Raw genomic sequence first — 24064 nt, forward strand, 5'->3', positions numbered from 1 at the left:
CATTCCCCAGGATCGGCCAGCAGAGCCCATAACCCGGCGGCCGGCTGCATTGGCGCCTTGCTCCAGCGCGTCGGACAGGCTCCAATTGCCGCCCGGGGGTTCAATATCCCGACTTTTCTGCCGATTTGTTCCGTTAGAATCCATTTCAGCCTCAACATGCGAAGGGAGTTACACCGCCGAATGGAAAGCAGAAAAAGTCGGCAGCAGGGCTCATCCAAGCCGAAGCCGCCAAAACGAAAGCGACGGACTTGGTTATGGGTGCTCTTCAGCGTCCTGCTTATTATGGCCGCTGCCATAGCCTATTATATTGTCGACAATGTCAGGGCGCTTGACGAGCTCCAGAAGCCGCCGGACAAGTCCAAATTCACCCAGTTCGAGAACGACGCCTCGCTGGAGCAGCCTCCCGAGTGGGAAGGCAAGGAGCGAGTGAACATCCTGTTCATGGGAGGGGACGGACGCGAGAACAAGAGCCCGAACGAACCGGCCCGCTCCGATTCCATGATGGTGCTGTCGATCGATCCCGTCACGAAGAAAGCCCATCTCTTCTCCCTGCTCCGCGACACGTACGTGAGCATTCCCGGCCACGGCAAGGGCCGCGCCAACGAAGCGATCGTGCAGGGCGGCTACAAGCTGTCGATGCAGATGATCAGCGAACTGACGGGACTTGAGATCCAGTATTATATATACACCGAATTCGAAGGCTTCAAATCGCTTGTCGACGCCATCGGCGGCATCGACATCGATGTCGAGAAGAGGATGAAGTACACCGACAACGCCGACGGCAACCGATACGACATCGACCTGCAGAAGGGCTACCAGCACTTGAACGGCGACCAGGCGCTCCAATACGTCCGGTTCCGCCACGATGCGACGAGCGACTTCACCCGCACCGAGCGCCAGCGCAAGTTCCTCAGCGCCGTCGCCGTCAAGATGCAGGATCTCGGCAACATCACCAAGCTGAGCTCGATCATCCGCAGCGTCAGCCCGTATGTCGAAACGAATCTGTCGTCCGACGACATGTTCAAGCTCGGCCAGCTCGGCTTCGGCCTCCGCAACGCGGGTACCGCCCAGCTGCCGCCTAGCGATCTGCTCGCCGACGAGAAGATCGGCGGCGCATCCGTGCTCACCGTCCGCAACGAAGCCAAGCTTCGCGACTATGTGCAGGAGGTCCTGACGGAGGATGATTCCCAGCCGGAGCCGGCCGCGAATTCCGGCGCGGAAAATGCTTCGAATGCTGGGGCAGGCAGCCCTTAGCAGGTTCAGGCAGTCCGCAGCAAGGAAAAGCAGTCCGGAGCATGGACTAGAAGTCCGCAGCAAGGACAGCAGTCCGGAGCAGGTACAGCAGTCCGGAGCCGGGACAAAGAAGTCCGGAGCAGGTACAGCAGTCCGGAGCCGGGACAACAGTCTGGAGCCGGGACAAAGAAGTCCGCAGCAAGGACAGCAGTCCGCAGCAAGGACAGCAGTCCGCAGCAGGGACAGCAGTCCGGAGCAGGTACAGCTGTCCGGAGCCGGGAGGCTTGCTCTTGCCAACTTCGCCAGCCCGGATAACCTTTTGCCTCCATAGCCGGAGCAACCTTGCCCTGACAGGCTCTCATCCTTGGCCTCCAAGGCCGGAGCAACCTTAGCCCACAAGGCAGCAACCCTGGTCTGCAACGCCGGAAGAGAATATCGGCCCGACCGTCTTAACTGAAGCCTTGACCCGATAGGGCAGGACCATCCCCCGAGGATGCGTCTTGCCCTCCTTTCTTGACGGCTGCGCGGCGGTCAGCTCTCCTGCTCGGCCCGCGTGTTTCCAGCCGGCCCATGCTTGCAGCCCGCTTTCCGCCATACTTCCGTTGCAGCCGGCCGATATTTCCGAATTGTCGATCCGCCCCTACCCCCTTATCCCAACCCTTATCTTCCAGGAGGCCTATCATGTCCCTTTCAACCGATCCCTTCGCCGTCCCCGGCTCTTCCCGAGCCCGCTCCGAGGAGCTGTACGGCGAAGCTCTCCAGCATATCGTCGGCGGCGTCAACAGTCCGAGCCGCTCCTTCAAGGCGGTCGGCGGCGGCGCTCCCGTGTTCATGAAGCGTGCCGAAGGCCCTTATTTCTGGGATGTCGACGGCAATAAATATGTCGATTACCTGTGTGCTTACGGTCCGATCATTACGGGCCACGCCCATCCGCATATTACGGAAGCGATCAGCCGGGCAGCGGCCAACGGCACGCTCTACGGCACGCCGACGGAGCTCGAAATCAAGCTGGCGCGCATGCTGAAGGAAGCCATCCCGTCCATGGACAAGGTCCGCTTCGTCAATTCCGGCACAGAGGCCGTCATGACGACGATCCGCGTCGCCCGGGCCTACACGGGGCGCAACAAGATCATCAAGTTCGCCGGCTGTTACCACGGCCACTCCGATCTCGTACTCGTCGCCGCCGGATCAGGCCCTTCCACGCTTGGCATTCCGGACAGCGCGGGCATTCCGCAGAGCATCGCCAGCGAAGTCGTCACGGTGCCGTTCAATGATATTCCGGCGCTGAAGGCGGCTTTGGAGCGTTGGGGCAGCGAGACGGCCGCCGTCATGGTAGAGCCGATCGTCGGCAACTTCGGCATGGTCATGCCGGAGCCCGGCTTCCTCGAGGAGCTGTGCCGCTTGACGCGCGAAGCCGGAGCTCTCGTCATCTACGACGAGGTCATTACGGCGTTCCGCTTCCACTACGGCAGCGCCCAGACCTTCGCCGCATTCCCGGATTACGCCGCCATCGAGCCGGATCTGACCGCGCTGGGCAAAATCATCGGCGGCGGGCTGCCGATCGGCGCCTATGGCGGCCGCAAAATCATCATGGAGCAGGTCGCTCCGCTCGGCCCCGCCTATCAGGCGGGCACGATGGCCGGCAATCCGGCCTCCATCGCCTCCGGCATCGCCTGCCTGGAGGTTCTGCAGGAGCCCGGCGTCTATGAGCGCATGGACCGTCTAGCCGCAGGGCTGGCAGACGGCCTGGCCGATCTTGCGGCTCGCCACGGCATTCCGCTGACGGTCAACCGGATCCGCGGCGCTTTCTCCACCCACTTCTGCGACCATCCGGTCACGAATTACGACCAGGCGCAGGATACGGACGGCGAGCAGTTCGCCCGCTTCTTCCGCCTCATGCTGGAGCGCGGCATCTGCCTCGCGCCATCCAAGTACGAGGCCTGGTTCCTGACGACGGCGCATGCGGAAGCCGACATCGCCCGGACTCTGGAGGCGGCGGCGGAATCGTTCGCGGCCATGTCGAGCTAGAAGCCCAAGCATGCTGCCCAAAAAAGAGCGGTCTCCGAAAGTCATTTCCGACTTCCGGAACCGCTCTTTTTTAGGTTTATTTGCTCCAAGGGGCTGCATGAGCAGGCTTTAAGGCTCGAAACAAGCCTTATCGGCACTCCTCGGGCTGCATGAGCAGGCTTTAAGGCTCGAAACAAGCCTTATCGGCACTCCTCGGGCTGCATGAGCAGGCTTTAAGGCTCGAAACAGGCCTTATTGCCCTCCTCGGGCTGCATGAGCAGGCTGTAAGGCTCGAAACAGGCCTTATCGGCACTCCTCGGCCTGCATGAGCAGGCTTTAAGGCTCGAAACAAGCCTTATCGACCCTCCTCGGGCTGCATGAGCAGGCTTTAAGGCTCGAAACAAGCCTTATCGGCACTCCTCGGGCTGCATGAGCAGGCTTTAAGGCTCGAAACAAGCCTTATCGGCACTCCTCGGGCTGCATGAGCAGGCTTTAAGGCTCGAAACAAGCCTTATCGGCCCTCCTCGGGCTGCATGAGCAGGCTTTAAGACTCGAAACAGGCCTTATTGGCCCTCCTCCGGCTGCATGAGCAGGCTTTAAGACTCGAAACAGGCCTTATCGGCACTCCTCGGGCTGCATGAGCAGGATTTAAGGCTCGAAACAAGCCTTATCGGCACTCCTCGGGCTGCATGAGCAGGCTTTAAGACTCGAAACAAGCCTTATTGCTCTTAGGGTCAGCCGGATCCGTCCGTATTAAGCATGCTTTCAATACATGAATCAGGAGAGCCCTCGGATTGCGGTGGGTCGGTTCGGAAGAGCACGCATTCATTTTCACGCTCAAATGCTGCGCGGCATCGGCTGAGCTGCCTTGAACCGGATCCATTCCAGAAGCATTTCCCCGCCTTTAGCGGTTGGAAGCGAGCCATTGAGCACGAGATCCGCTTGCCAGCGGGTCGGCTCCACCCAACTATCATGCCGCGGCCGCACCAGCTCCAAATACTCCCTGACCGTCTCCTCCTGCGTATATTTGCCGCTCTTGAACTTCCCGAGCCGGCGGGCCAGCCGCTCGTCGGAAGGGCAATCGACGAAAATCTTATAATCCAGCCTATCCACCAATTCCTTGACGGCAAACAGCAGAAAGCCCTCGATCAGCACAATGTCCTCTTCCTCCAGCGCCTCCCGGAGTTCCCGGCCGACCGCCTCAAGATCCAAAGCGTCCGGATGATTGAAATCCTCATACTCTTGGCCGCTGAGCGGGGCGATCGTCCGGGGACGCAGCTCTCTGTAGAACTTGTCCATATGGATCACTCGGACGCGAAACTCTTCCAGATTCCCTGCCAAATAGCGGCTCAAGGTTGTTTTCCCGCTGCCCGTACCTCCCGCGATGCCGACGCATAACGCCATGTTATCCCCTCCTGCCGATCTGCACCATGACTACCTTCCTTCTTGTCTTTGCTCAACCTATCGCTGCACATCCTGTCGCTGCTCTTCCTCGGAAAATTCATTCTTTCTGCTCCTCATCCTGCTGTCCTATCCTGCTGTCCTATCCTCTTGTCCTATCCTGCTTTCCTATCCTGCTTTCCTAACCTGCTGTCCTGACCTGCTGTCCTATCTCGCTGTCCTATCCTGCTATCCTATCTGCTATCCTATCTGCTATCCTATCCTGCGTCCCTATTCTATAACCCGCCCCTGCTATCCTATCCGGCTAATCCTGTTGTCCTGTTCTATGCTCCGGCCCAGCCATCTCGTCCTTCTGCCGCCTTCCTCATGCTCTTCTGACCTCAGGACCTCCGCCTCGTCTTTCTCTATCCTAAGCCAGAATATCCGCTAAGAATAGAGCTTCTGCAGGCAGCGCAAAAGCCCGTCTGCGCTCGTTCCCCGCAACGTCATGGAGCAGCCGGGATATCAAGGGAGAGGCATATCTGCCGGGCTTGCACATAGGCTACCTAGTAAGGAGGAGGAGACATGATCATACCGCTGAGCATAGCGGCAAGCGCCGCCGCTTTCGTTGTTCTGGTGTTCTTCGTCATCCGCATTCTCAATAAAGGCATGAGCACTCTCACCGAGACCAACCGCACCCTCTCGGAAGTCCGCAACGCCATTCACGGGCTGACCGACGAGTCCAAGAAGCTGATCCATACGGCCAATCTGATTACTGCCGACGTCAAAGGCAAAATCCGTACGGTAGAACCGATCTTCGAATCCGCGCATGATGTCGGAGAAGCGCTTCACAGCGTAACGAAAACCGTCAAGCAGGCAGCCGCCGCGATCGGGGACGTGCTCCACCCTGCGGCGGAGACGGAAGCGCCGAAGAGAAAAGCGATCCAGATCAACTTGAAGTAAAGGGGGAATACGCGATGCCCACGCTTCTTATTCAGCTTTCCTATCTGGTCATATTCATTTGGGCCGTCATCAGCCTCGTCCAGGATCTGCAGCTTCCGCGCAAAGCCTGGCTGCCCATCCTGCTCCATCTGGCGGTAGCCGTCGTCACCTTGAACTGGTTCCTTCACTCCATCAACTATTCGCTTTAGCAGGCAGAACTTCTATGCCCTCAACCATTCACGGCACAAACGAAGGGGCCGGCCCAAAAGCATCCGGCTTTTGGGACAGCCCCTCTTCTCTTAGTGTTCTATTTTTTTCAGCATGATCCAGCCGGGGATGTCCGGGACTTGGCCGAAGGCCTCCTTAGAGTCCGTCATCGGACATCATGATCTTTCCATGAAAGTCCATTCCATCTCCTTCAACTTCCGCCAGCTCTAATACCGGTCCGCAATCGTTCCGAATACGGCGGCTTTCAAGTAAGGCTTCCCGCTCAGCTCCTTGAGATGCTCCGCCGTGCCCGTCACGACGACACCCCATATGCGCACATCGCTCGTCTGGGGAGCCGGCTTGTCCTTGCGCAAATAATCGTAAATCCGCTTGTACTCGCCCTCATACTTTCCCTTCTGGCTGAGACCTGCCTGAATCAGCTCCAGGAAATCCTCTTCCGTCGCCGTATCCGTCTCGGCATCGGGGTGCCGCCCAAAGCCATACACGCCGGCTTCACTGTCCGGAAACGGGCTGACAGAGCTTCCATCCGGCATTTTTTTCGCTTCATACGGGAAGCGGTTGGAGTAGGTGTCCACCCAATACCATACGGGATGGGCATCGGGAGGCAGCATGGCCCCGATTTCCTTGACCGTGTAGGCTTTGTCGAATGAAACGGCAAGCTCGACAAGCTTGTCCGAATCCATGGCCTCCAGCTGAGGAAGCTCGTTCAACGTCCGCGGATAGGAAATGTCAGGGAGATAGAAGAGCATCTCGCGCTCACCCGTCTTGGGATTGTAAGGGCGCATGTAGTCCAGCTTCTCTGCCTTCGTGACCGCATCCGCCAGTCCCAGATTGTACCCTCCCGCCGGCTTGGAGAAATGACCGAGCACATTGTATTCGTAGGGCTCGGCGCCTTGGACGACCGGCACCCCCTCGATCAGCTTGTAGGTCTGGATGTCCAGCTTTCCTGTCAGCAGGCCGAAATCCGCCCGGTAGCCTCCTTCGTACGAGTTGGGTCCGCTGATCTGCTTGAACAGGGAAATATCGCGAAGAGCGTTATCCGAGCTCCTGTACAGCAGCTGAAGATTGGCAACCAGCGCTCCTCCCAAGACGATGACGGCGGCAGACACGGAGATGGCCGCGCTGCGGAGCAGCGATCTCCTTTTCGCCTTGCGCACCAGTCCCGAGAGATCGCCATCCTCCCTCCATCCGCCGTTTTCCTGCCCCGTCCCGCTGCCATCAGGCTCCATTTCGGGATCGTTCTTCTTTTCCTCCGTCATCGTCCATCCCTCCGTACATCTTTTGGAATTGCTTTCGCGCCCGGAACAGATAGGTTTTCACCTTCTCCGAGCGAATGCCGAGCAGACCCGCAATTTCCTGATAGCTGAGGTCCAGCTCGTACTTCATGATCAGCAGCTGCTTATAAACCGGATTCAGCCGGTCCAGCACGCGGTCGATCTCTTCCCGCTTTTCTTTGCGCAGCATGCTCAGCTCCGGGTCTCCTCCGGCATCATCCGCAGGGCTATCCTCATAAGGAACCATGATGCGCTTCTGCCTGCGGCATATATCGTAATAATGATTCAAAGCAACCTTGTACAGCCAGGCTGAAAACTTGTCCGGATGGATGGCGTCCATATGGACAAGCCCCTTGTAGACGGTTTCCTGAACGATATCCTCCGCGAGCGTCCGTTCGGCGCCAAGACGGATCAGATACCCTTGGATTTGCCTTGCTTTCCTGCTGAGCGCTTCGCGCATCCTCTGCTCCACCATGCGCCTCCCTTCCTTGCCCTATAACGGATCGCCATGCCCGCTTGTATACAACGCCGCCTTCGATTCCGACCTTTTTTCTCCCTTGGCCGGCGGCAAAGGCAAAGACAAAAGGCGCAGAGCAGCTTGGCTGCCTTGCGCCTCGGTTTTCTTGACGGAGGACCTATCAGGGATTCATCTATCCGACTCCGGCATGCTATCCGGCCCGCCCGTTGTCCAGCAAGCCGTATTTTTGCTTGACCCGGCCCAATATGTTCAGCCAGATGCCGGAAAACAGCGTCAGGAAGAATACGTTGGAAAGCGCATGCGCGAGATCGAAATAAAAGCTGGCCGCATAGACCGATGCGAAAGCCTGCCAGCTCAGCCGGTCGTAAAAGCCGAGCAGGGACCACAGATTCATGATCCAGCCGAACAGCATGCCCCAGCCGAAGCCGAACGCCGCGCGGCCCCAGCGGCTTGCCATGAAGCGGGTATGCCTCAGCAGGCCTGCTGTGAAGCCGATCATGCCCCAGCCGAACATCTGCCACGGCGTCCACGGGCCCTGGCCGAGCATCAGATTGGAGGCGGCCGCGGCGATGCTTCCGACCAGGAAGCCCGTCTCCGCTCCAAAGACGAGCGCCGCCATGATGACGACGAAAGAGACAGGCTGCACGCTCGGCAGCGCCGCGAACGGCACGCGGCTCACCGCAGCGATGGCTCCGAGCATGGCGATCAGCAGCAGCTCCTCGGCACGCAGCCGCCGGCGCTCGAAGCGGATGAAGAACGGCAGCATGGCCAGCCCGATCATGAGGAGGCTGAGCGGGAGATAGAGCTCCCTCCTCCACAGAACGAGCACGAGCAGCGCGGCGATTCCGCCGAAGCTGAGGACGTACGCTCCTTTGCGCAGAGATCCGCTCATAACGGCACGTCCTCCAGGACGACGGCTTCCGGATAGAGGCTGCCGGCCGCCCGCTGCACGGCAGTCGTATAGAAGTAATTCTCCCGCATGAAAGAGCGGGTCTCCTCGGCCGCCGCCATGCGGCCGTCGAACAGCAGCCCGCAGCGGTCCGCATGGGAAGCGGCGAATTCGACATCATGGCTGACCATCAGGATGGTCGTCCCCCGTCTCCGAAGATCGCCAAGCAGCCCGGCCAGCTTTCCCTTGAAGAGCGGATCAAGCCCCTTGGTCGGCTCGTCGAGCAGCAGCAGCCGGGGCTTGCCGAGCAGCACGAGCAGCAAGGCCAGCTTCTGCTGCTGGCCGCCGCTGAGGTCGAACGGATGGCGGGACTCCAGCCCCTCCAGCCCGAACAGCTCCAGCAGCTCCTGGAGACGGCTCTCCCGCTTGTCCAGGCCGAGCCGCTCCAGCCTGTCGTCCAGCTGCGCTCCGACCGTATCGCGCGTGAAATACAGCAGCGGATTTTGGGCGACATACCCGACCGAGCCCGAGCGGCGTTTCCTGAGCAGGCTCTCGCCTTCCAGCGACAAGCTGCCCCGCAGCGGCTTGATGACCCCCGCGATGACCTGCAGCAGCGTCGACTTGCCGCTGCCGTTGCTGCCGAACAGGGCGAACAGCTCGCCTTCGCGGATGTCCAGATCAAGCCCTCCGAGCACCATGGGCGCATCCTTCTCATAGGCGAAATAAAGTCCTTTGCCCGTAAGCAGCGATTTGCCGGGAGGCGCAGCGGCCGATGCCGGCTTTGCTTCCGCCATGAACGTTTCGCCACGCTGACCGTCCGCCCCGTCAAGCTTGCCTGTCCGCGCCTGCAGCCATCGCTTGCCGTCCCTGACCGTCAGCGGCACAGCTCCGTCTTCCTCGTCTCCTCCGCCCTGCAGATAGAGCCGGGTCGCCGAAGGCAGAAACGCCGCGTAGTCTCCGTCGCCGGAGCGGCCCATCCGGCGGGCGACCTCTCCGGGAGAGCCCGCGTAGGCGACGCGGCCTTCCCTCAGGACGAGAGCCTTCGTCACGAGCGGGAACAGATCCTCGAGCCGATGCTCGCTGATGATGACCGTGATCGACATTTCTTCGTTTATCCGGGCCAGCAGGCCGATGAATTCCCTCGCCGCGATAGGATCCAGCTGCGCCGTCGGCTCGTCGAGCAGCAGCGCCTTCGGACGCAGCGACATGACCGATGCCAGGCTGAGCAGCTGCTTCTGGCCGCCGGACAGCTCATGCACTTGCCGATGCAGCCACTCCTCCATGCCGAAGAACGGCACGAGCTCGCCGATCCGGCGCTGGATCTGCTCCGCCGGGTACCCGAGGTTCTCCATGGCGAAGACAAGCTCCTGCCAGACCGTGTTCATGACAATCTGGCTGTCGGGATGCTGGAACACCATGCCGATCTCTTCCACGGACCGCCGGGCAGGCAGCTCCTCGATCGACGCTCCGCCATAACGGATGCTGCCTTCCATCTTGCCCGCCGGCCGCACCTCGTTCTTCAGCTGGCGCAGCAGCGTCGTCTTGCCGCAGCCGGACGGGCCGCATAGAAGGACGAAATCTCCTTCCTCGATATCGACTGAAACACCCTCCAATATCTGGGCGTCGGCGCCCGCATACCGGAAGCTTACATTCTCGATCTGATAATGCGCCAATGCAGACGCTCCTTTCCGTTCATGACCAGCGGAATCGCCAGAAAGACCGCATAACAGCCCAAATGGACCCATGCCGGGAGCGATCCGTCCAGCGGCTGAAGCCTGGGAAACACTTCGTAGTCGTGGACGCCGTACAGCCGTCCGATGACGACATTGCTCCCGGCAAGCACGATCAGCCAGAGGAAGGCCCAATCCCGCGTTTCCATCCGGTACCGGACGGCGCTGCTGCGCTTGCCGCTCCCGTACCCGCGCGAGCGCATCGAAGCGGCGGATTGCATCGCCTCCTCGAGCGACCAGGCGACAAGGGTGTGCATCGTCTCCATCCCTTCCCGCATCAGCAGCTTCTTGCGCATGCCGGGGTAGATGTAGCCGAATGCCCGCTGAACGGCCCCGATCTGCTTCAGCCTGCGCGTCAGCAGCGGGATGAAGCGGAGCGTCACGGTGACGGCGAACGCCGCCTGGGGCGCTATTGGAGCGGCCAGCAGCAGGAATTTATCCGAGGTGATGACCAGGCTGTACGCAGCGAAAGCGAGCAGGACATTGACCAGGGAAAGGGCGAACAAGGCCCCGTAAACGACGGATTCCTGCGTGACCGGCCGGTCGCGGAAGTAGAACAGGATCGTGACGCCTCTGCTGGAGAACAAGGGATTGGTGACGAGGATGAATAAAGCGAGGATGGCATACACCTTCAAGCCCCGCTTCATGGCCTTTCCGCCGTCGAGAGACAGATGCAGCGTCATGAGCGCCAGCAGCGTCATGAGCGACATGACGGGATCGGTGAACATCATGCAGGAGACGAGCAGCACCAGGAAATAAAGCATCGCCACGGCGGGGTGGAGACCGGCAAACCCGAGCCCCCTAATCATCGGAACCCTTGCCGCTTCCAGCTCCGTCCGAGGCGCCGACATCCTTGCCGTAATCGGTCGTGTATACCCAGCGGACCTCATCGCCCGGCTTGATTTTCGACGTTCCGGCGCTGCGGCTCGAGAAGATGCCGTTCACGCTGAACAGCCAGCCGCTGCCCGCTCCCTCGTCGAATTCATACAGGCTGCCGATCCCGCTCACATAGGCGGCCGCTCCCTTGCCGCTGTAATCGACGACCACTTTCTGGCTTCGCGCGGCTTTTTTCAGCACATCCAGCACCGTATCGCCTTCCTCGGCCTCGACCCGGGTCGACTTGAGAATGACGCCGGTCTTGGCCGAGCCGGCAACCGATATCGTGACGGCTTGATCCTGCGGCGGCTTGGCGGCCGGCGCGGAAGGCTTCGGCTTGGCCGAGGGAGATGCCGCCGGGGCCGCCGGCTTGGGTGAAGGCGATGCCGCGCCGCTTGTCGGCTTCGGCTTCGATGTGCCCGATGCCGCATCTGCCGTCGCCGTCGGCTCGGCCGTAGTTGTCGCCGATTCTGTCGGCGCCGGTTTGGCCGTGCCTGCTTCAGATCCCGGCGGTTGCGGCGGGGGGGCCGCTCCTTCCGCTCCTTCTGCGCCGGACCCGTTCCCGCCCGGCTCAGGCGCAGCCGGCGCGGCCAAGCCCCCCTGTGCCGCCGCTTCCGGTCCGACCGACGGCTGCGCCGCCGCTCCCGGAGACGGCAAGGGACTTCCCGCAGCCTGCCCTTCCGGGGCTTTCGGCGGAACCAACCCCTCTGCCCCCGAAGTCAGCGCCGCATCGGACAGGCCCGCCAGCGAGGCTTCCTGCCGCTCCGCCGGCTTCGCCAGCGGTCCGGCGCCGTACAGCCATGCGGTGCCTGCCAAAATCATTATCGCGGCGATCATGCCGACAGCTTTATTCAAGCCGTTTTTTCCGTTCATGCCCTGAAGCCTCCTCTATGCCCGCGATCTCCCCGGAGCGGACAAGCCAAAAAAGACATCTTTCACGTGAAAGATGTCCGAAAGGGATGCGTTGCCGCAGGCAGGCATGCAGGCAAACAGCCGCTGCCCGCAGCTCTCCCTCCCATCCTCGCGGGAAGCTATGATTCAAGCTTTGCATGGCAGGTCTCCTGGCTTCGCTTCATCGCGCCGCCCTTCCTTCCCATCCCGGCAGGGACAGTGGATGCCTCGGGCAGCCGCTCGGCTTCACAGTGGCGGGACCGCGTCGAATTTCCATCGAACTTCCCTATTAAGCCCGCAGGCGGAAATACCCGCGCAGGCACCATAAAAGCAGCTATGAAATTGTTGAAAGTCATCCCTCATTGTAGCAGACTCCGCCCCAAAACACAGTACCCAGTTTGCGGCTCCCAGCACCGCGGCGGATCGGCAGCGGCTTCCCGGATCATTTCCGCTTGCTTCCTTCAGTACTTGGCGTGCAGCATGATCTCCCGCAACCCCAACGTTCCGGTGTTGCGGTTCTACAACTCCAAGGGCGCCGCGTCCGATCGCTTGGAGAGCCCGGCCCGCCGCGAAAAAAGAAAGACAGCCATGCTCCCGAGCATGACTGTCTTCAACATTTCCGGATGAATCAAGGCTCATCCCGCAGCGTCTGGCTGTAGCTGTCGGACAGCTTCAGCAGCTCAAGGGTGCGGTTGAATTCTTCCTCGGTCGTCTTGCGTCCGCCGGTGTCCTTGCCCACGAGAGGGTAGTTTTTGCCGTCCTCGAACGAATTGCCGGGAACGAACACATCGGAATCCGTAATGACCGAGCCGGTAGGAAGGAAATGCCGCATCGGCAGCATGTTCGGACGTCCCTTGAGATTCAGCAGGTCGGTTCCGAAATGGATCTGGTCCGCCAGCGAAACGCCCGCCAGATTGGCCACGGTCGGCATGATGTCGATCTGTCCGCCCGTCTCGGTAATGACGGAAGGTCCCGTAACGCCTGGAGCGTGAAGGATGAACGGAATGTTGAACATATCGGCATAGCTGTATTCGTGGCCGATCATCGCGTCGATGGACGTCTTTTCATTCTTGTCTAGCGTATAGACGGGCAGGCCTTGATGGTCGCCGTAAAACATGACCATGCTGTTGTCCCACATTCCGCTGCTCTTCATCTCGTCGATGAACTGGCCAAGCGCCTGGTCCGCAAAGTGCTGCGCCTGCAAATAACGGCCAAGCAGCGTGCCGTCCAAGTTGTCCGGCAGGTCCAGCGTCATCTTGGATTCCGGGATATTGTACGGATGGTGGGCGCTCATCGTAATGATCTGAGCATAGAACGGCTTGCCGGATGCGCTCATCTCCTCCAGCTTCGGCATCGTTTTGGCGAAGAGGACGCTGTCCGAGGCGCCGAACGCCACATGGTCGCCGTCTCCGAAATAGCTTTTGTCGTAATAATGCTGCCAACCGAGAGCCGGGTACAGCTCGGAGCGGTTCCAGAACTGGACGTCGTTCGTATGGAAGGTCGCCGTCTCGTAGCCGCTCTTCTGGAGCAGCTTGGGCAGGCTCGGAAGGCCGTTCTTCGGAAGCGCCTGCACCGCAGGCTCATGCGCGGGAACATACAGCGACGTGTTGACCACATACTCGGCGTCGGAGGTCGTGCCGGAGCCCGCAGAGCTGTAGAAGTTCTTGAAGTAGTAATTCTCATCGGCGAGCTTGTTGATGTTCGGCGTAATTTCCTGGCCGTCCACCTTGAGCCCGATCAGGAAGTTCTGGAACGATTCCATCTGGATGATGATGACGTTCTTGCCTTTCGCCGCGCCGAAGGCATCCGGACTCGGGTTGGCGGGGACGCCCTTGAGATCGTCGATCGCCGCCTGGGTGACCGGAACCGTCTCGGTCGCCTGCTTGTCGATGCCGTCCGACAGAAGCGTGTAGAACTCGTAGTTGAGGATGCCCATTTCCTCCGCCTGCTTGCTCTCGTTCATGCTGGCCCGGTTCGGCCAGATATCGAAGACGCAGAGCGCCACGGAAAGGACGAGAATGCCCAGCACCGCGGGCTTCCGGTACGGCAGCAGCCTGCTGGCGACATATCCGGATTTCTTTTTCATCCGCAGGCGCACATGCAGGAACAGCAGGATGACGATGTCGGCGAAGACGAGCAGATAATAAGGATCCATCAAGGAATACGTGCTTTCCCCGACCTCGGTCACTTTGCCCGCCTGGTTGAGCTGATGGTAGGTGACGATGACGCCGTAATACTTGAAGTACATCAGGACCGCGAAATACAGGAAAGTGAACGCCAGATCCGCCAGGGTGTAATACAGCAGCTTGCGCTTGGAAGCCAGCCACTCGATCAGGCAGAATACGGCCCACATGAACGGAATTTCGGTCAGAAGCATGGTCCAGCTTGGGCCGTCTTCAAAGACGATGTACCAGGCCAGAGCGCTCTTGGCGAGCAGAATAAGGGTAAACAGCAAAAAACGGAGGTTGCCCAGCCGTAGAATGATCTTCATTTCGACATGACTTCCTTACCTGTAGAATGATGGAATGAGAACGTGAAATCGGACGGATTCGCATCGGACGCCGCCAACGCCATATATCATACATCCGGTTATTTAAGTAGTCAATTAAATCATGGCTCCTTGCGAGGAATCATTTGGAAATGGTTATAGACCCATAAACTAGGAGGACCGGTCCTGAAACAGGGGGACGGCGGACGGCATGATCCAAGGCGCGAGAGCTGGACCTGCAAGCAGGTGCGGCCGCCTCCCGGCTCGACAGGCCTGCCCCTCCCACCGGCAAACCGGAACGCAAAAAATCCCCGCTCCTCATCGTGAGGCTGCGGGGATTTTCGCGGCTGTTTACTTCTTGGAGGCAAGCCAGTCGGTCAGCGCGGTGATATCCGCGTCGCTGAGCGTTCCTTTGTAGGCCGGCATGCCTCCGCCTCCGTTCTCGATCTGATGGCGGATATTCTCCGCCGACTCGCTGGCGCCGATCTTCTGCAGGTTCGGGCCGACGCCTCCCCCCAGATCAGCCGCATGGCAGCTGATGCAGTTGGACTTGTACACTTCCTCCGCCTGAGCGGTCGTCGTTCCGCCGTTGCCGGCCGGCGTCGATTCGCCGGCGTTCCCTGTCCCGCCGTTGTTCTTGCTGCCTCCGCCGCAGGCGGCAGCCGCAAGCACGAACAGAGCCAGCACGGCCGCGAGAAGCCATTTTTTCTTAGGATCCATCGGTACATGCCTCCTTCAATTATCCTTTCGGATACATGTAGAATCCCCGAATTTTCCTTCCTCATGCTTGTTTTTCGCATGCTGCGATTTCCTTTTGTGCATAAGGCTGCTTCCATTCGGAGAATCTATTCCTGTACCTGGAAACCGCCGAGGCGGAAGCTGCCGTCCTGCCGGCGGCCCGAACCGGTAAAGGAGGTGCTGCCCAATGTCCGCGCAGGAGGAATGGATCCGCCATCTGGAGGAGCTGCGGCGGCGATTGATCGTGGTCGGAGCTTGCTTTGTCACCGCATTTTGCGGCGGCATGTACGCCTCCCCCCATTTGCTGAAGCTGATCCGCTCGCATGCCGGCACAGACGTTCAATGGAATGTGTTCGCCTACACGGATGGACTGTTCGTCTACTTGCGCTGCGCGACGCTGTTCGCCCTCGTGCTCGTGCTGCCGGTCGTTCTGTTCCAGCTGTGGGCTTTCGTGAAGCCCGGGCTCACCGACAGGGAAGCCAAGGGAACGCTGATGTACGTTCCGGCCTCCTTCCTGCTCTTCCTGACGGGACTGGCCTTCAGCTATTGGGTCGTGTTCCCGATGATGCTGGAGTTCATGCAAAAGATGAACCGGACGGTAGGCGCCGTGGAAACGTACGGCATCGACCGCTACTTCTCTTTCCTGTTCAGCGTCGTGTTCCCGCTCGCGCTTGCTTTCGAGATGCCGCTCGTCATTCTGTTCCTCACCCGGATCGGCATGCTGACTCCGGCCAGGCTCAAGCAGACGCGCAAATACGCCTATCTCGGCCTGGCCGTCGTCGGCTCCTGCATCTCGCCGCCGGATTTCGTCTCCCATCTGTCGGTGACGATTCCGCTCGTCGTCCTGTACGAGATCAGCGCGTTCCTGTCCGTCAGGCTCTATAACCGCCGAGCGCAGCCCGTCGCTTCCCCGTGAGGCGCCGAAGGCGCTGCCGGCTGATCTGATCTGAAAAGGAGACCAACATCATGTTCAACAATATCGGCATTTCCGGGCTGGTCATCATTTTCGCCATTGCCCTGATCGTGTTCGGCCCGGCCAAGCTTCCTCAGCTCGGGCGCGCCTTCGGCGATACGCTGCGCGAGTTCCGCAACTCGACCAAAGGAATCGTCGACGACGATGTCATCGAGCCGTCGAAGGAAGAGCGCAAGCAGCTGAACTAGCTTCTTGCTCTGGAGCATTCGAATGGGGCTGTCTCAAGCGCCGCTTCGGCGGGAGACAGCCTCTTTGCTGTGTTTAGGCTGGCCCAGGCTAAGGCTCGTTTCGGTCCTTAATCGGCCTCTGCTGACCGCTGGTAGCACCATTAAGGCCCGTTATGGTCCTTAATCGGCCTCTGCTGACCCCTGGAAGCTCCATTAAGGCTCGTTTCGATCCTTAATCCGCCTCTGCTGACCCCTGGAAGCACCATTAAGGCCCGTTTCGGTCCTTAATCCGCCTCTGCTGACCCCTGGAAGCACTATTAAGGCCCGTTTCGGTCCTTAATCCATCTCTTCAGACCCCTGGAAGCACCATTAAGGCCCGTTTTGGCCCTTAATCCACCTCTTTTGACCCCTGGAAGTACCATTAAGGCTCGTTTCGGTCCTTAATTCGCTTCTGCTGACCGCTGGAAGCACCATTAAGGCTCGTTTCGATCCTTAATCCGCCTCTGCATACCCCCGGAAGCACCATTAAGGCCCGTTTCGGTCCTTAATTCGCTTCTGCTGACCGCTGGAAGCACCATTAAGGCCCGTTTCGGTCCTTAATCCGCCTCTGCTGACCCCCGGAAGCACCATTAAGGCTCGTTTTGCAGCTAGAATAAAAAGTGGACACCAAATAACGGACAGCCAATAATAACCGTAAATGGAGGTGTTCACATGAGTGAGCAACGGCAGCGGTACAATGAAGAATTCAAGAAACAAACCGTGAAGTTCATACAAGAACAGACCAAGTCAGTCCGAGAGATCGCAGAGGAGCTCGACATCCCCAAGAGCACGTTGAATCAATGGCTTTCTCAGTATCGACAATTCGAAACGGAGCCGGTTAACAGCGCGGAACGCATACGCCAGCTTGAACAGCAGCTGAAAGAAAAAGAACGTCGGATCGCCGATGTGGAAGAGGAACTGGCCATTGTAAAAAAAGCCGTGCACATCTTCAGCAAACCACGGAACTGAATTTTCAGTTCATTGAAGACCATCGCTCCGAGTTCCGTCTGGAGAAGATGTGCAGTGTTCTTGAGGTGTCCCGGAGCGGGTATTACAAGTGGCACTGTACAAAGCCTAGTGCTCAAACGCTCCGCAAAGCCCAGCTGCAGGAGCGAATTCGGTTCTTCTTTCACGATGCCCAACAGCGCTACGGTGCACCGAAGATTACGCACATGCTTCACCAGGAAGGGCACCGCATCACCGAACGAACCGTAGGCCTATATATGGCCGAACTTGGTCTCCGCTCTTGTGTCTCCCGCACGTTTAAAGTCACAACAACCGACTCCAGTCATGACCTTGCCATTGCCCCCAACACTCTCAACCAGCAATTTACGGTTGAGAAACCGAACCAGGTTTGGGTCGCTGACATTACCTATATTCCCTGTCGGGAGGGACGACTGTTTCTGGCTAGCGTCATGGATCTCTGTACGCGTGAAATTGTAGGCTGGAAGCTGGCTCCCCATATGAAAACGGATCTTGTGCTCGACGCGCTGAAGATGGCTCACGACGCCAAACGACCTTTGCAGGGACTCTTGCACCACTCGGATCGAGGAAGCCAGTACGCTTCCCACGAATACCGTAGCCAACTAACTCAGTACAACATGAAGGCGAGTATGAGCCGTAGAGGCAACTGTTATGACAACGCCAGCATGGAGTCTTTTCACAGTATTCTGAAGAAAGAATTCATTTACTGTACCCGTTTTAAGACTCGGGAGCAGGCTTACCATGATCTCTACCACTACATTGAGTTTTTCTATAACCGGAAGCGAATCCACGGTTCGCTTGGGTATCTTTCACCTGCTCGTTTTGCAGCTACGTTTAAGCAGATTTCCTAAAGGTGTCCGTTATCGACTATCTACTTTCTTGACGTAGGTCCATTTCGGTCCTTAATCCGCCTCTGCTGACTGCTGGTAGCACCATTAAGACTCGTTTCGGTCCTTAATCCACCTCTGCATACCCCCGGAAGCACCATTAAGGCCCGTTTCGGTCCTTAATCCTCCTCTGCTGACCCCTGGAAGCCCCATTAAGGCTCGTTTCGATCCTTAATCCACCTCTGCATACCCCCGGAAGCACCATTAAGGCTCGTTTCGATCCTTAATCCTCCTCTGCTGACCCCTGGAAGCTCCATTAAGGCTCGTTTCGGTCCTTAATCCGCCTCTGCAGAACGCTGGAATCACCATAAAGGCTCGTTTCGGTCCTTAATCGGCCTCTGCATACCCCCGGAAGCACCATTAAGGCCCGTTTCGGTCCTTAATCGGCCTCTACTGACCGCTGGAAGCACCATTAAGGCCCGTTTTGGCCCTTAATCCACCTCTTTTGACCGCTGGAAGCACCATTAAGGCCCGTTTCCCGCCTTATCCTGCTTTTGCGCGCCGCCACATGCGCAAGAAAAAGGGCCAACCGGATCAGGTTGGCCCTTGAAGCTTTATTTCGCCAGGCTGCCGCCTTTCTTGCGGTATTCCAATATTCCCTCCGCGGCCCGGTAAGCGAGCGCCCCGACCGTGCCGGTCGGATTGTAGCCCGAGTTCATCGGGAACGAGCTTGCGCCCACGACGAACAGATTGTCGACATCCCAGCTTTGGGAGTAGCTGTTCACCGCCGAGGTTTCCGGGGAATCGCCCATCACGACGCCGCCCGTATTATGCGTGGACTGGTAGGTCACGATGTCGTACGGCCCCAGCTCCTTGAGCTGGTCGACATGGCTGGCGCCCATCTCCTTGACGATCTCGGCCGATTTGTTGGCCAGGAACACCGCCAGCTCGCGGTCCTGCTCCTCGAAGTCGAACGTGATGCGCACGAGCGGGTCGCCGAACGTGTCCTTGTAGGTCGGATCGAGATCGAGGAAGTGATGGCGGAACGGCATCGACGACCCTTGGCCTCCGACAGACAGCACCCGGTTCGCGTATTTCAAGGAATTCTTCTTGAATTCGGCACCCCATGCCGGCGTTCCCGAAGGAACCGGGTTGTTCAGGATCGGGCGCTGGCCGGTCTGGCCGATGCTGATGGAGCCGCCATGGATGAACTTCAGGTCGCTGTGGTCGAAGTTGTCCCCGTTGTAGTTGTCGAGATTGACGCCGAGAGCGCCTGCCCCCGCGAAGTTGTTGAATTCCTCGTTCTCGAAAAATCCCGCCGCATTGCCCTTGATGACCTGATAGGCATAGTTGCGGCCGATGACGCCCTTGCCGGTGGCGGAATCGTACGGCTTGCCGATGCCGGACATCAGCATCAGACGCACATTGTTGAACACATAGCTCGTGACGACGACGATGTCCGCCGGCTGCTCGATCTCCTCGCCGGTCGTGACGTCCGTATAGAGCACTCCTGTCGCCTTGCCCCCGGTATGTAGGATTCGGCGGACGTTGGAATGGGTCCGGATTTCGAATTTCCCCGTCTTTTTGGCGACCGGAATGACGGTCACGACAGGATCAGCCTTGGCTCCGTACTCGCAGCCGAACCGCTCGCAATACCCGCAATACTGGCAAGCCGCGCGCGACACTCCGTCCGGATTCGTATAGTTTTCCGACAGATTGGCGGAAGGCTGCATATAGGGATTCAGGTTCAGCTTCTTGGCCGCTTCGATGAATTTCTGCATGGCGGGAGTCTTCTTCATCGGTGGCGTCGGATAAGGATTCGACCGCTTGCCTCCAAGCGGATTCTCCTCGCCGGACAGCCCGATCAGTTTCTCGAACTTGTCGTAGTAAGGCTCCAGTTCGTCGTACGTGATGCCCCAATCCTGCAGCGTCATGCCGTCCGGAATTTTCGCCTTGCCGTAGCGCTCGATCGTCTTCGTCCGGATCTGGAAGTCATAGGGCAGAAAGCGGAACGTCTGTCCGTTCCAGTGCACGCCGGAGCCGCCCAGCCCGTCCCCGAGCAGGAACGAGCCGTACTGCCGCATCGGCAGCGCCCTTACCTGCTCCTTGCTGCGGAAGGTGATCGTTTCCTTGGACAGATCCTGCATCAAATCGTACCGCACGCCGTAGCGAAGCTCGTCATGCACCATGAAGTAGTCTTCGGTTTTGCGCTCTCTTCCGCGCTCCAGCCCGACGACGCCCAGACCCTGCTTGGTCAGCTCGGAGGCGATGATGCCGCCTGCCCAGCCGACTCCGACGATGACGACATCGGTTTTCGGTAATTTCCTTGCCATACTGACAGCTCCTTCCGGCTAATGGGTCGCCATATGCTCCTGCAGGCTTTGCGGAGCGATCTTCGTGAAATCCTTCTCGATGATGCTGGTGTAGCTCATCTGGTTGCCCGGGTAGTTCCTCATCTTCCAGCCGGCCATGTCGGCGTTGCCGCCGTACAGCGGATCGCTGTAGGCGCCCTCGATCGTGTTCGCGCGCAGCATATTGAAGAAGCCGCTGGCCGAGATCGTGGTCAGCTTCACCTCGTCGGCCTGGAACGCGGCCAGCACCTCGTCCTGCTGCGCAGGATCGAGCGAGGCGAAGCCCTTCTGGTATTTCGTCTGGCTGTAATTGTCCATCTCCTGCAGCCCGATGAGATACATGTCCCGCCGGAACAGCCTGCCCTGGTAGCCCTGGACCTTTTCGCCCGCATAGAATGGCGGGGACATGTAGTCGCGGGAGTTGAAGCCGTAATCCCCTGCGAGCTGGTGATCGATGAAGAAGGCGGAGCCCAGCGAAGCGGCCCCGGGCCCATGGTCGTCCTCGGGATAGATCCGCTCCATGGCGGCCTGCACGATCGCGAACTGGGACTGGGTGAAGAACATGAGCGCGCGGTTGAAGTTGCCGGGAACCTTGGCGGCGGTTCCTTCCCCTTCCTTGCCCGTGTTCGCCTCTGCCTTCGGCTTGCGGTTAATGAGGGCGCCTACGGCTCCCCCGACGACAAGTCCTCCAAGCGCATACCCGGAACGAATGAGAAACCGCCTTCTTGACGGCTCCTGTACGGGATCCTTCCGGTCCGCGCCGGAGCCTTGCTGGTCTGTGTCCATGCGGATAGATTCCTCCCTGATTGCAAGATGGTAATGCCCGTATTATTTTCCAAGAAGAAAGCATTATACATTTGGATTCGAAAGGATAACCTATGTGCGCTTGTCAATATGCGGATGGAGGTTGCACCTGATGAAAAAAGCGATACGGTTTGCGGCCGCCGGCGTGCTCGTCGGCAGCATGGCGGCGCTTGGCGCATGCGCGGGCCCGGCCAAAGAAAATGGGAATCAGATGCATGGAGCCGGTCATTCGGCCGTGCGGGGTTTGGAGAGAGCGGGCAAGGATACGGTTAGAGGAGTCGAGATCGCAGGCCGCGACGCGGCCCATTCGGCCCGCAGCGGCACGCGCGCGCTGGAGCGCACGGGAGAGCGGATAACCGGCTACGGCATGGGCGCAGACGGCCACCATCCATACGGAGCTTCCGGGTACGGAATGGCGGACGGCACGACGGAAATTCCAAGCATCGACCGGAACAAAAAAACGACGACTTACGAGCATGCCGGAACGACGCATGGACTCGGCACGTCGACCTACAGCCTCATCGGCAGCTCCGGCCTGCACAGCGGCGGCTTCTCGTCTCATCTGCAGTCTCGCCTCAAGGCCGACGGCATCGAAGGCGTGAAGGTATTCGTGTTCGACGACCACCTCATTCTCGCTTCCTCGAAGCGCGGCATGACGTCCGCAAGCTACGATCCGATGCAGAGGAAGCTGCTGAGCGGAACGGCAGGCTTCAGCGGCCACGGAGCCGAGAACACGAAGTCCGAGGGCACTTACGGCGCCAAAAGCGTCGATTCCAGCAGCCTGGAGCAGGCCAAGGCCAAGCTCAAGGAATACCTCGGCGACCAAGTCGACGTGGACAGCATTGAAAGCTCCCAGGCGATCGAGCTGATCGACAAGCTCCGCAGCCTGCTCGACCAGAACGGCGCTGCCGGAGGCGCTGCGGGAGGCACTGCGGGAGACACTGCGGGAGGTACCGCGGGAGACACGGCTGGAGGTGCCGCGGGAGACGCTGCGGCAGGAACGGGAGAAGGCGCAGCCGGGGAAACGGTGCAGCCGGCTCCCGAGGGAACGCCGGCAAGCGACAAGGCCGGCTCCGGCGCTGTTTCCAACAAGGATGCGGCCAAGGCCGGCGATCTACTCGCCGAGCTGCTGAAGATGGTCGGACAGCAGCAGCGCTGATCGGCATTGCTGCTCATGCAAAAAAAGAAAGGCAGCCGGGACCTTCGTCCGAGGCTGCCTTTCCTTTATTCCATTTCATTCCCTCCGGCTTCCGCTTCCCCGGCTCGATCCGCATACACAGCCATCGCGTTGCGCATGAAGACAGCCAGACCATCGCCGAACTTGTCGATGTTGGCTGTGAACCGCGCATCGTCGACGTACATCCGGCCGAGTCCCCGGAGCATCTCCGGCGTGTACGAGCCGAACGTCTGCAGCATGCGGCACCACTCCCCGATCGCCTCCTGCGCCGGGGCCGAATCAGGCTGCAGATGCCGAACATCCGCCAGCCGGCGATAAACGCCGTTGAAGGCTTCCAGGTCCTGCCCGGTCATGCCCTTCGCTGCCGCCTCCGCTTCGTCCACCTTCCGGTCTCCCCAGCGCTCGCGCACTTCCTTCTCGTAGGGATTGGACGAAAAATCGAATCCTTCAAACCTTTCCTTGCCGCTCATCTTCATCTCTCCTTCGGCATGCCGCAGCGTCTTGTCGACGGTGCGGATCATGGCATCGAGCCTCCTCCGCTTCTCCAGCAGCATATCCCGGTGCAGCCGCAGCGCTTCGGCTTCCGAGAAGCCCGGATCCTGGAGGATGGACTTGATCTGCTTCAAAGGGAATCCGAGCTCGCGAAAAAACAGGATCTGCTGGAGCATGGCGAGATCGCGGTCGGAATACAGACGGTAGCCGGACTCCGTCGCCTCCTCCGGATGAAGCAGGCCGATCTCGTCGTAATGATGCAGCGTGCGCACGCTGATGCCGGCCAGCTCCGCCGCTTCCTTCACCTTGAGCATGTTCGCGTCTCTCCCTTCTGCCTCAGGATAAGGCCTCACGCTGCGTGAGAGTCAACAGCATCTTCCTATGTTATAGTAAGAAAAAGAATACGCGGGGACAAGCCAGCCCGCTTGGCGCCAGACGTTCGGACAAGCCGTTCCGGGCTGGCGTCGGCAGGGCCGCAGGCTCGCCTTTAAGAGTTCCCGGAAAGGCTGTGCGACATGATGATGGCGTTAGGCGGAAGGATTCGAAGAATCACGCTGCTCGGCTCCCTGTCCCTGCTGCTGCTGACCGCTGCTTGCGGCAGCGGAGAAGCGGACAAGGCCGCGCAATCCGGCGGAGAAGGCCATGCCGGGCATGGGGACGGCGAAGTCCACACGGTCAGCGGCGATCTGCAGGAGACGACCGCATCGGCAGAGACGATGCCGAAGTTCCTGGACGGCCAGCCGGAGCAGGTGCGGCTCGTCTATCAGGCTGCCGGCCAGGCGACCGAGCTGCTGTCGGGCATGCCGTGTTATTGCGGCTGCATGGAAAGCTCCGCCGGACATAAGAGCAACATGAACTGCTTCGTCCATGAGGTCAAGGAGGACGGCTCCGTCGTCTGGGACGACCACGGCACCCGCTGCGGCGTCTGCCTGCAGATCGCGGCCCAGTCCATCGGCATGCTTGCCGAAGGCAAGACTCCCGAACAGATCCGCGAGTCTATCGAAGCGCAGTACAAGGCTTCCTGAGCCAGGCTGCCGGATTCATGGCACGATCCGCAAACAAAAAGAGGCTGTCCGGACATTCCCGGGCAGCCTCT

Annotated in this window: 22 protein-coding genes and 1 riboswitch; of the genes, 10 read left to right on the forward strand and 12 right to left on the reverse strand. The window is 59.5% G+C overall.

All coding sequences use genetic code 11. The features are described 5' to 3' along the window. The first annotated feature begins 180 nt into the window (after positions 1–180). Both CIC07_RS21720 and CIC07_RS21725 read left to right on the forward strand, forming a co-directional pair. On the forward strand, positions 181–1254 hold the full coding sequence (locus CIC07_RS21720; RefSeq protein WP_076359159.1) for an LCP family protein: 1074 nt from the start codon (positions 181–183) through the stop codon (positions 1252–1254). Positions 1255–1914: 660 nt separating this feature from the next. Further along, on the forward strand, positions 1915–3261 hold the full coding sequence (locus CIC07_RS21725) for a glutamate-1-semialdehyde 2,1-aminomutase (RefSeq protein WP_076359157.1): 1347 nt from the start codon (positions 1915–1917) through the stop codon (positions 3259–3261). Between the two features lie 816 nt (positions 3262–4077). On the opposite strand, the gene CIC07_RS21730 is transcribed toward CIC07_RS21725, so the two are convergent. Then, complete coding sequence (locus CIC07_RS21730; RefSeq protein ID WP_076359156.1) at positions 4078–4644, reverse strand: uridine kinase family protein; 567 nt, start codon at positions 4642–4644, stop codon at positions 4078–4080. Positions 4645–5205: 561 nt separating this feature from the next. On the opposite strand from CIC07_RS21730, the gene CIC07_RS21735 reads away from it, so the two are divergent. Then, positions 5206–5583 carry a DUF948 domain-containing protein gene (locus CIC07_RS21735; RefSeq protein ID WP_076359155.1) on the forward strand — a complete coding sequence of 126 codons (378 nt, stop codon included), beginning with the start codon at positions 5206–5208 and terminating at the stop codon, positions 5581–5583. A gap of 14 nt (positions 5584–5597) precedes the next feature. Further along, positions 5598–5771, forward strand: coding sequence for a hypothetical protein (locus CIC07_RS21740; RefSeq protein WP_157741966.1), 174 nt, complete (start codon positions 5598–5600; stop codon positions 5769–5771). Positions 5772–5996: 225 nt separating this feature from the next. On the opposite strand, the gene CIC07_RS21745 is transcribed toward CIC07_RS21740, so the two are convergent. The 8 genes from CIC07_RS21745 to CIC07_RS21780 all read right to left on the reverse strand — a co-directional run bounded on the left by CIC07_RS21745 (position 5997) and on the right by CIC07_RS21780 (position 15136). Next, entirely contained in the window at positions 5997–7049 is a 1053-nt protein-coding gene (locus CIC07_RS21745) for an anti-sigma factor (RefSeq protein WP_083688629.1), read from the reverse strand. After that, positions 7009–7539, reverse strand: coding sequence for an RNA polymerase sigma factor (locus CIC07_RS21750; protein ID WP_076359154.1), 531 nt, complete (start codon positions 7537–7539; stop codon positions 7009–7011). The genes CIC07_RS21745 and CIC07_RS21750 overlap by 41 nt, the downstream gene beginning before the upstream one ends. 193 nt (positions 7540–7732) lie before the next feature. Continuing rightward, positions 7733–8434, reverse strand: coding sequence for an ECF transporter S component (locus tag CIC07_RS21755; RefSeq protein WP_076359153.1), 702 nt, complete (start codon positions 8432–8434; stop codon positions 7733–7735). Further along, on the reverse strand, positions 8431–10104 hold the full coding sequence (locus tag CIC07_RS21760; RefSeq protein ID WP_076359152.1) for an ABC transporter ATP-binding protein: 1674 nt from the start codon (positions 10102–10104) through the stop codon (positions 8431–8433). Before CIC07_RS21760 ends, CIC07_RS21755 begins: the two co-directional genes overlap by 4 nt. After that, positions 10077–10970: an energy-coupling factor transporter transmembrane component T gene (locus CIC07_RS21765; protein WP_157741967.1), complete on the reverse strand. Its 894-nt coding sequence runs from the start codon at positions 10968–10970 to the stop codon at positions 10077–10079. The genes CIC07_RS21760 and CIC07_RS21765 overlap by 28 nt, the downstream gene beginning before the upstream one ends. Further along, positions 10963–11910: a DUF4430 domain-containing protein gene (locus CIC07_RS21770; RefSeq protein WP_076359150.1), complete on the reverse strand. Its 948-nt coding sequence runs from the start codon at positions 11908–11910 to the stop codon at positions 10963–10965. Before CIC07_RS21770 ends, CIC07_RS21765 begins: the two co-directional genes overlap by 8 nt. A gap of 160 nt (positions 11911–12070) precedes the next feature. Then, positions 12071–12270: riboswitch (cobalamin riboswitch) on the reverse strand. Between the two features lie 286 nt (positions 12271–12556). Next, the gene (locus CIC07_RS21775) at positions 12557–14419 is read right to left on the reverse strand and encodes an LTA synthase family protein (protein ID WP_094248254.1); all 1863 of its coding nucleotides are present in this window, start codon (positions 14417–14419) and stop codon (positions 12557–12559) included. Between the two features lie 348 nt (positions 14420–14767). Then, positions 14768–15136, reverse strand: a complete 369-nt coding sequence (locus CIC07_RS21780; RefSeq protein WP_076359149.1) for a c-type cytochrome — start codon at positions 15134–15136, stop codon at positions 14768–14770. A 205-nt stretch (positions 15137–15341) separates the two neighbouring features. Between CIC07_RS21780 and tatC the strand changes: the two genes are divergently transcribed. The 4 genes from tatC to CIC07_RS21800 all read left to right on the forward strand — a co-directional run bounded on the left by tatC (position 15342) and on the right by CIC07_RS21800 (position 18168). Beyond that, a complete protein-coding gene (gene tatC / locus CIC07_RS21785) occupies positions 15342–16070 on the forward strand; it encodes a twin-arginine translocase subunit TatC (protein WP_076359148.1) in 729 nt (242 codons plus the stop codon). Between the two features lie 50 nt (positions 16071–16120). Continuing rightward, a complete protein-coding gene (locus CIC07_RS21790; RefSeq protein WP_048744779.1) occupies positions 16121–16315 on the forward strand; it encodes a twin-arginine translocase TatA/TatE family subunit in 195 nt (64 codons plus the stop codon). Between the two features lie 690 nt (positions 16316–17005). Continuing rightward, on the forward strand, positions 17006–17302 hold the full coding sequence (locus CIC07_RS21795) for a transposase (RefSeq protein WP_076360304.1): 297 nt from the start codon (positions 17006–17008) through the stop codon (positions 17300–17302). 11 nt (positions 17303–17313) lie between these two features. Beyond that, entirely contained in the window at positions 17314–18168 is an 855-nt protein-coding gene (locus CIC07_RS21800) for an IS3 family transposase (RefSeq protein ID WP_240923520.1), read from the forward strand. A 590-nt stretch (positions 18169–18758) separates the two neighbouring features. On the opposite strand, the gene CIC07_RS21805 is transcribed toward CIC07_RS21800, so the two are convergent. Then, positions 18759–20477 (reverse strand): GMC family oxidoreductase, encoded by a 1719-nt coding sequence (locus CIC07_RS21805; protein WP_076357992.1) that lies wholly within the window; start codon positions 20475–20477, stop codon positions 18759–18761. Between the two features lie 18 nt (positions 20478–20495). Next, positions 20496–21281, reverse strand: coding sequence for a gluconate 2-dehydrogenase subunit 3 family protein (locus CIC07_RS21810; protein WP_076357991.1), 786 nt, complete (start codon positions 21279–21281; stop codon positions 20496–20498). Between the two features lie 130 nt (positions 21282–21411). On the opposite strand from CIC07_RS21810, the gene CIC07_RS21815 reads away from it, so the two are divergent. Beyond that, positions 21412–22458: a hypothetical protein gene (locus CIC07_RS21815; protein WP_076357990.1), complete on the forward strand. Its 1047-nt coding sequence runs from the start codon at positions 21412–21414 to the stop codon at positions 22456–22458. Positions 22459–22523: 65 nt separating this feature from the next. On the opposite strand, the gene CIC07_RS21820 is transcribed toward CIC07_RS21815, so the two are convergent. Continuing rightward, the gene (locus CIC07_RS21820) at positions 22524–23282 is read right to left on the reverse strand and encodes a MerR family transcriptional regulator (RefSeq protein WP_076357989.1); all 759 of its coding nucleotides are present in this window, start codon (positions 23280–23282) and stop codon (positions 22524–22526) included. Positions 23283–23486: 204 nt separating this feature from the next. Here CIC07_RS21820 and CIC07_RS21825 point away from each other — a divergent pair, with 204 nt between their 5' ends. Then, positions 23487–23993 (forward strand): PCYCGC domain-containing protein, encoded by a 507-nt coding sequence (locus tag CIC07_RS21825; protein ID WP_234992994.1) that lies wholly within the window; start codon positions 23487–23489, stop codon positions 23991–23993. Positions 23994–24064: the final 71 nt, after the last annotated feature.

This window comes from Paenibacillus sp. RUD330 (assembly GCF_002243345.2).
Classification (GTDB): Bacteria; Bacillota; Bacilli; order Paenibacillales; family Paenibacillaceae; genus Paenibacillus_O.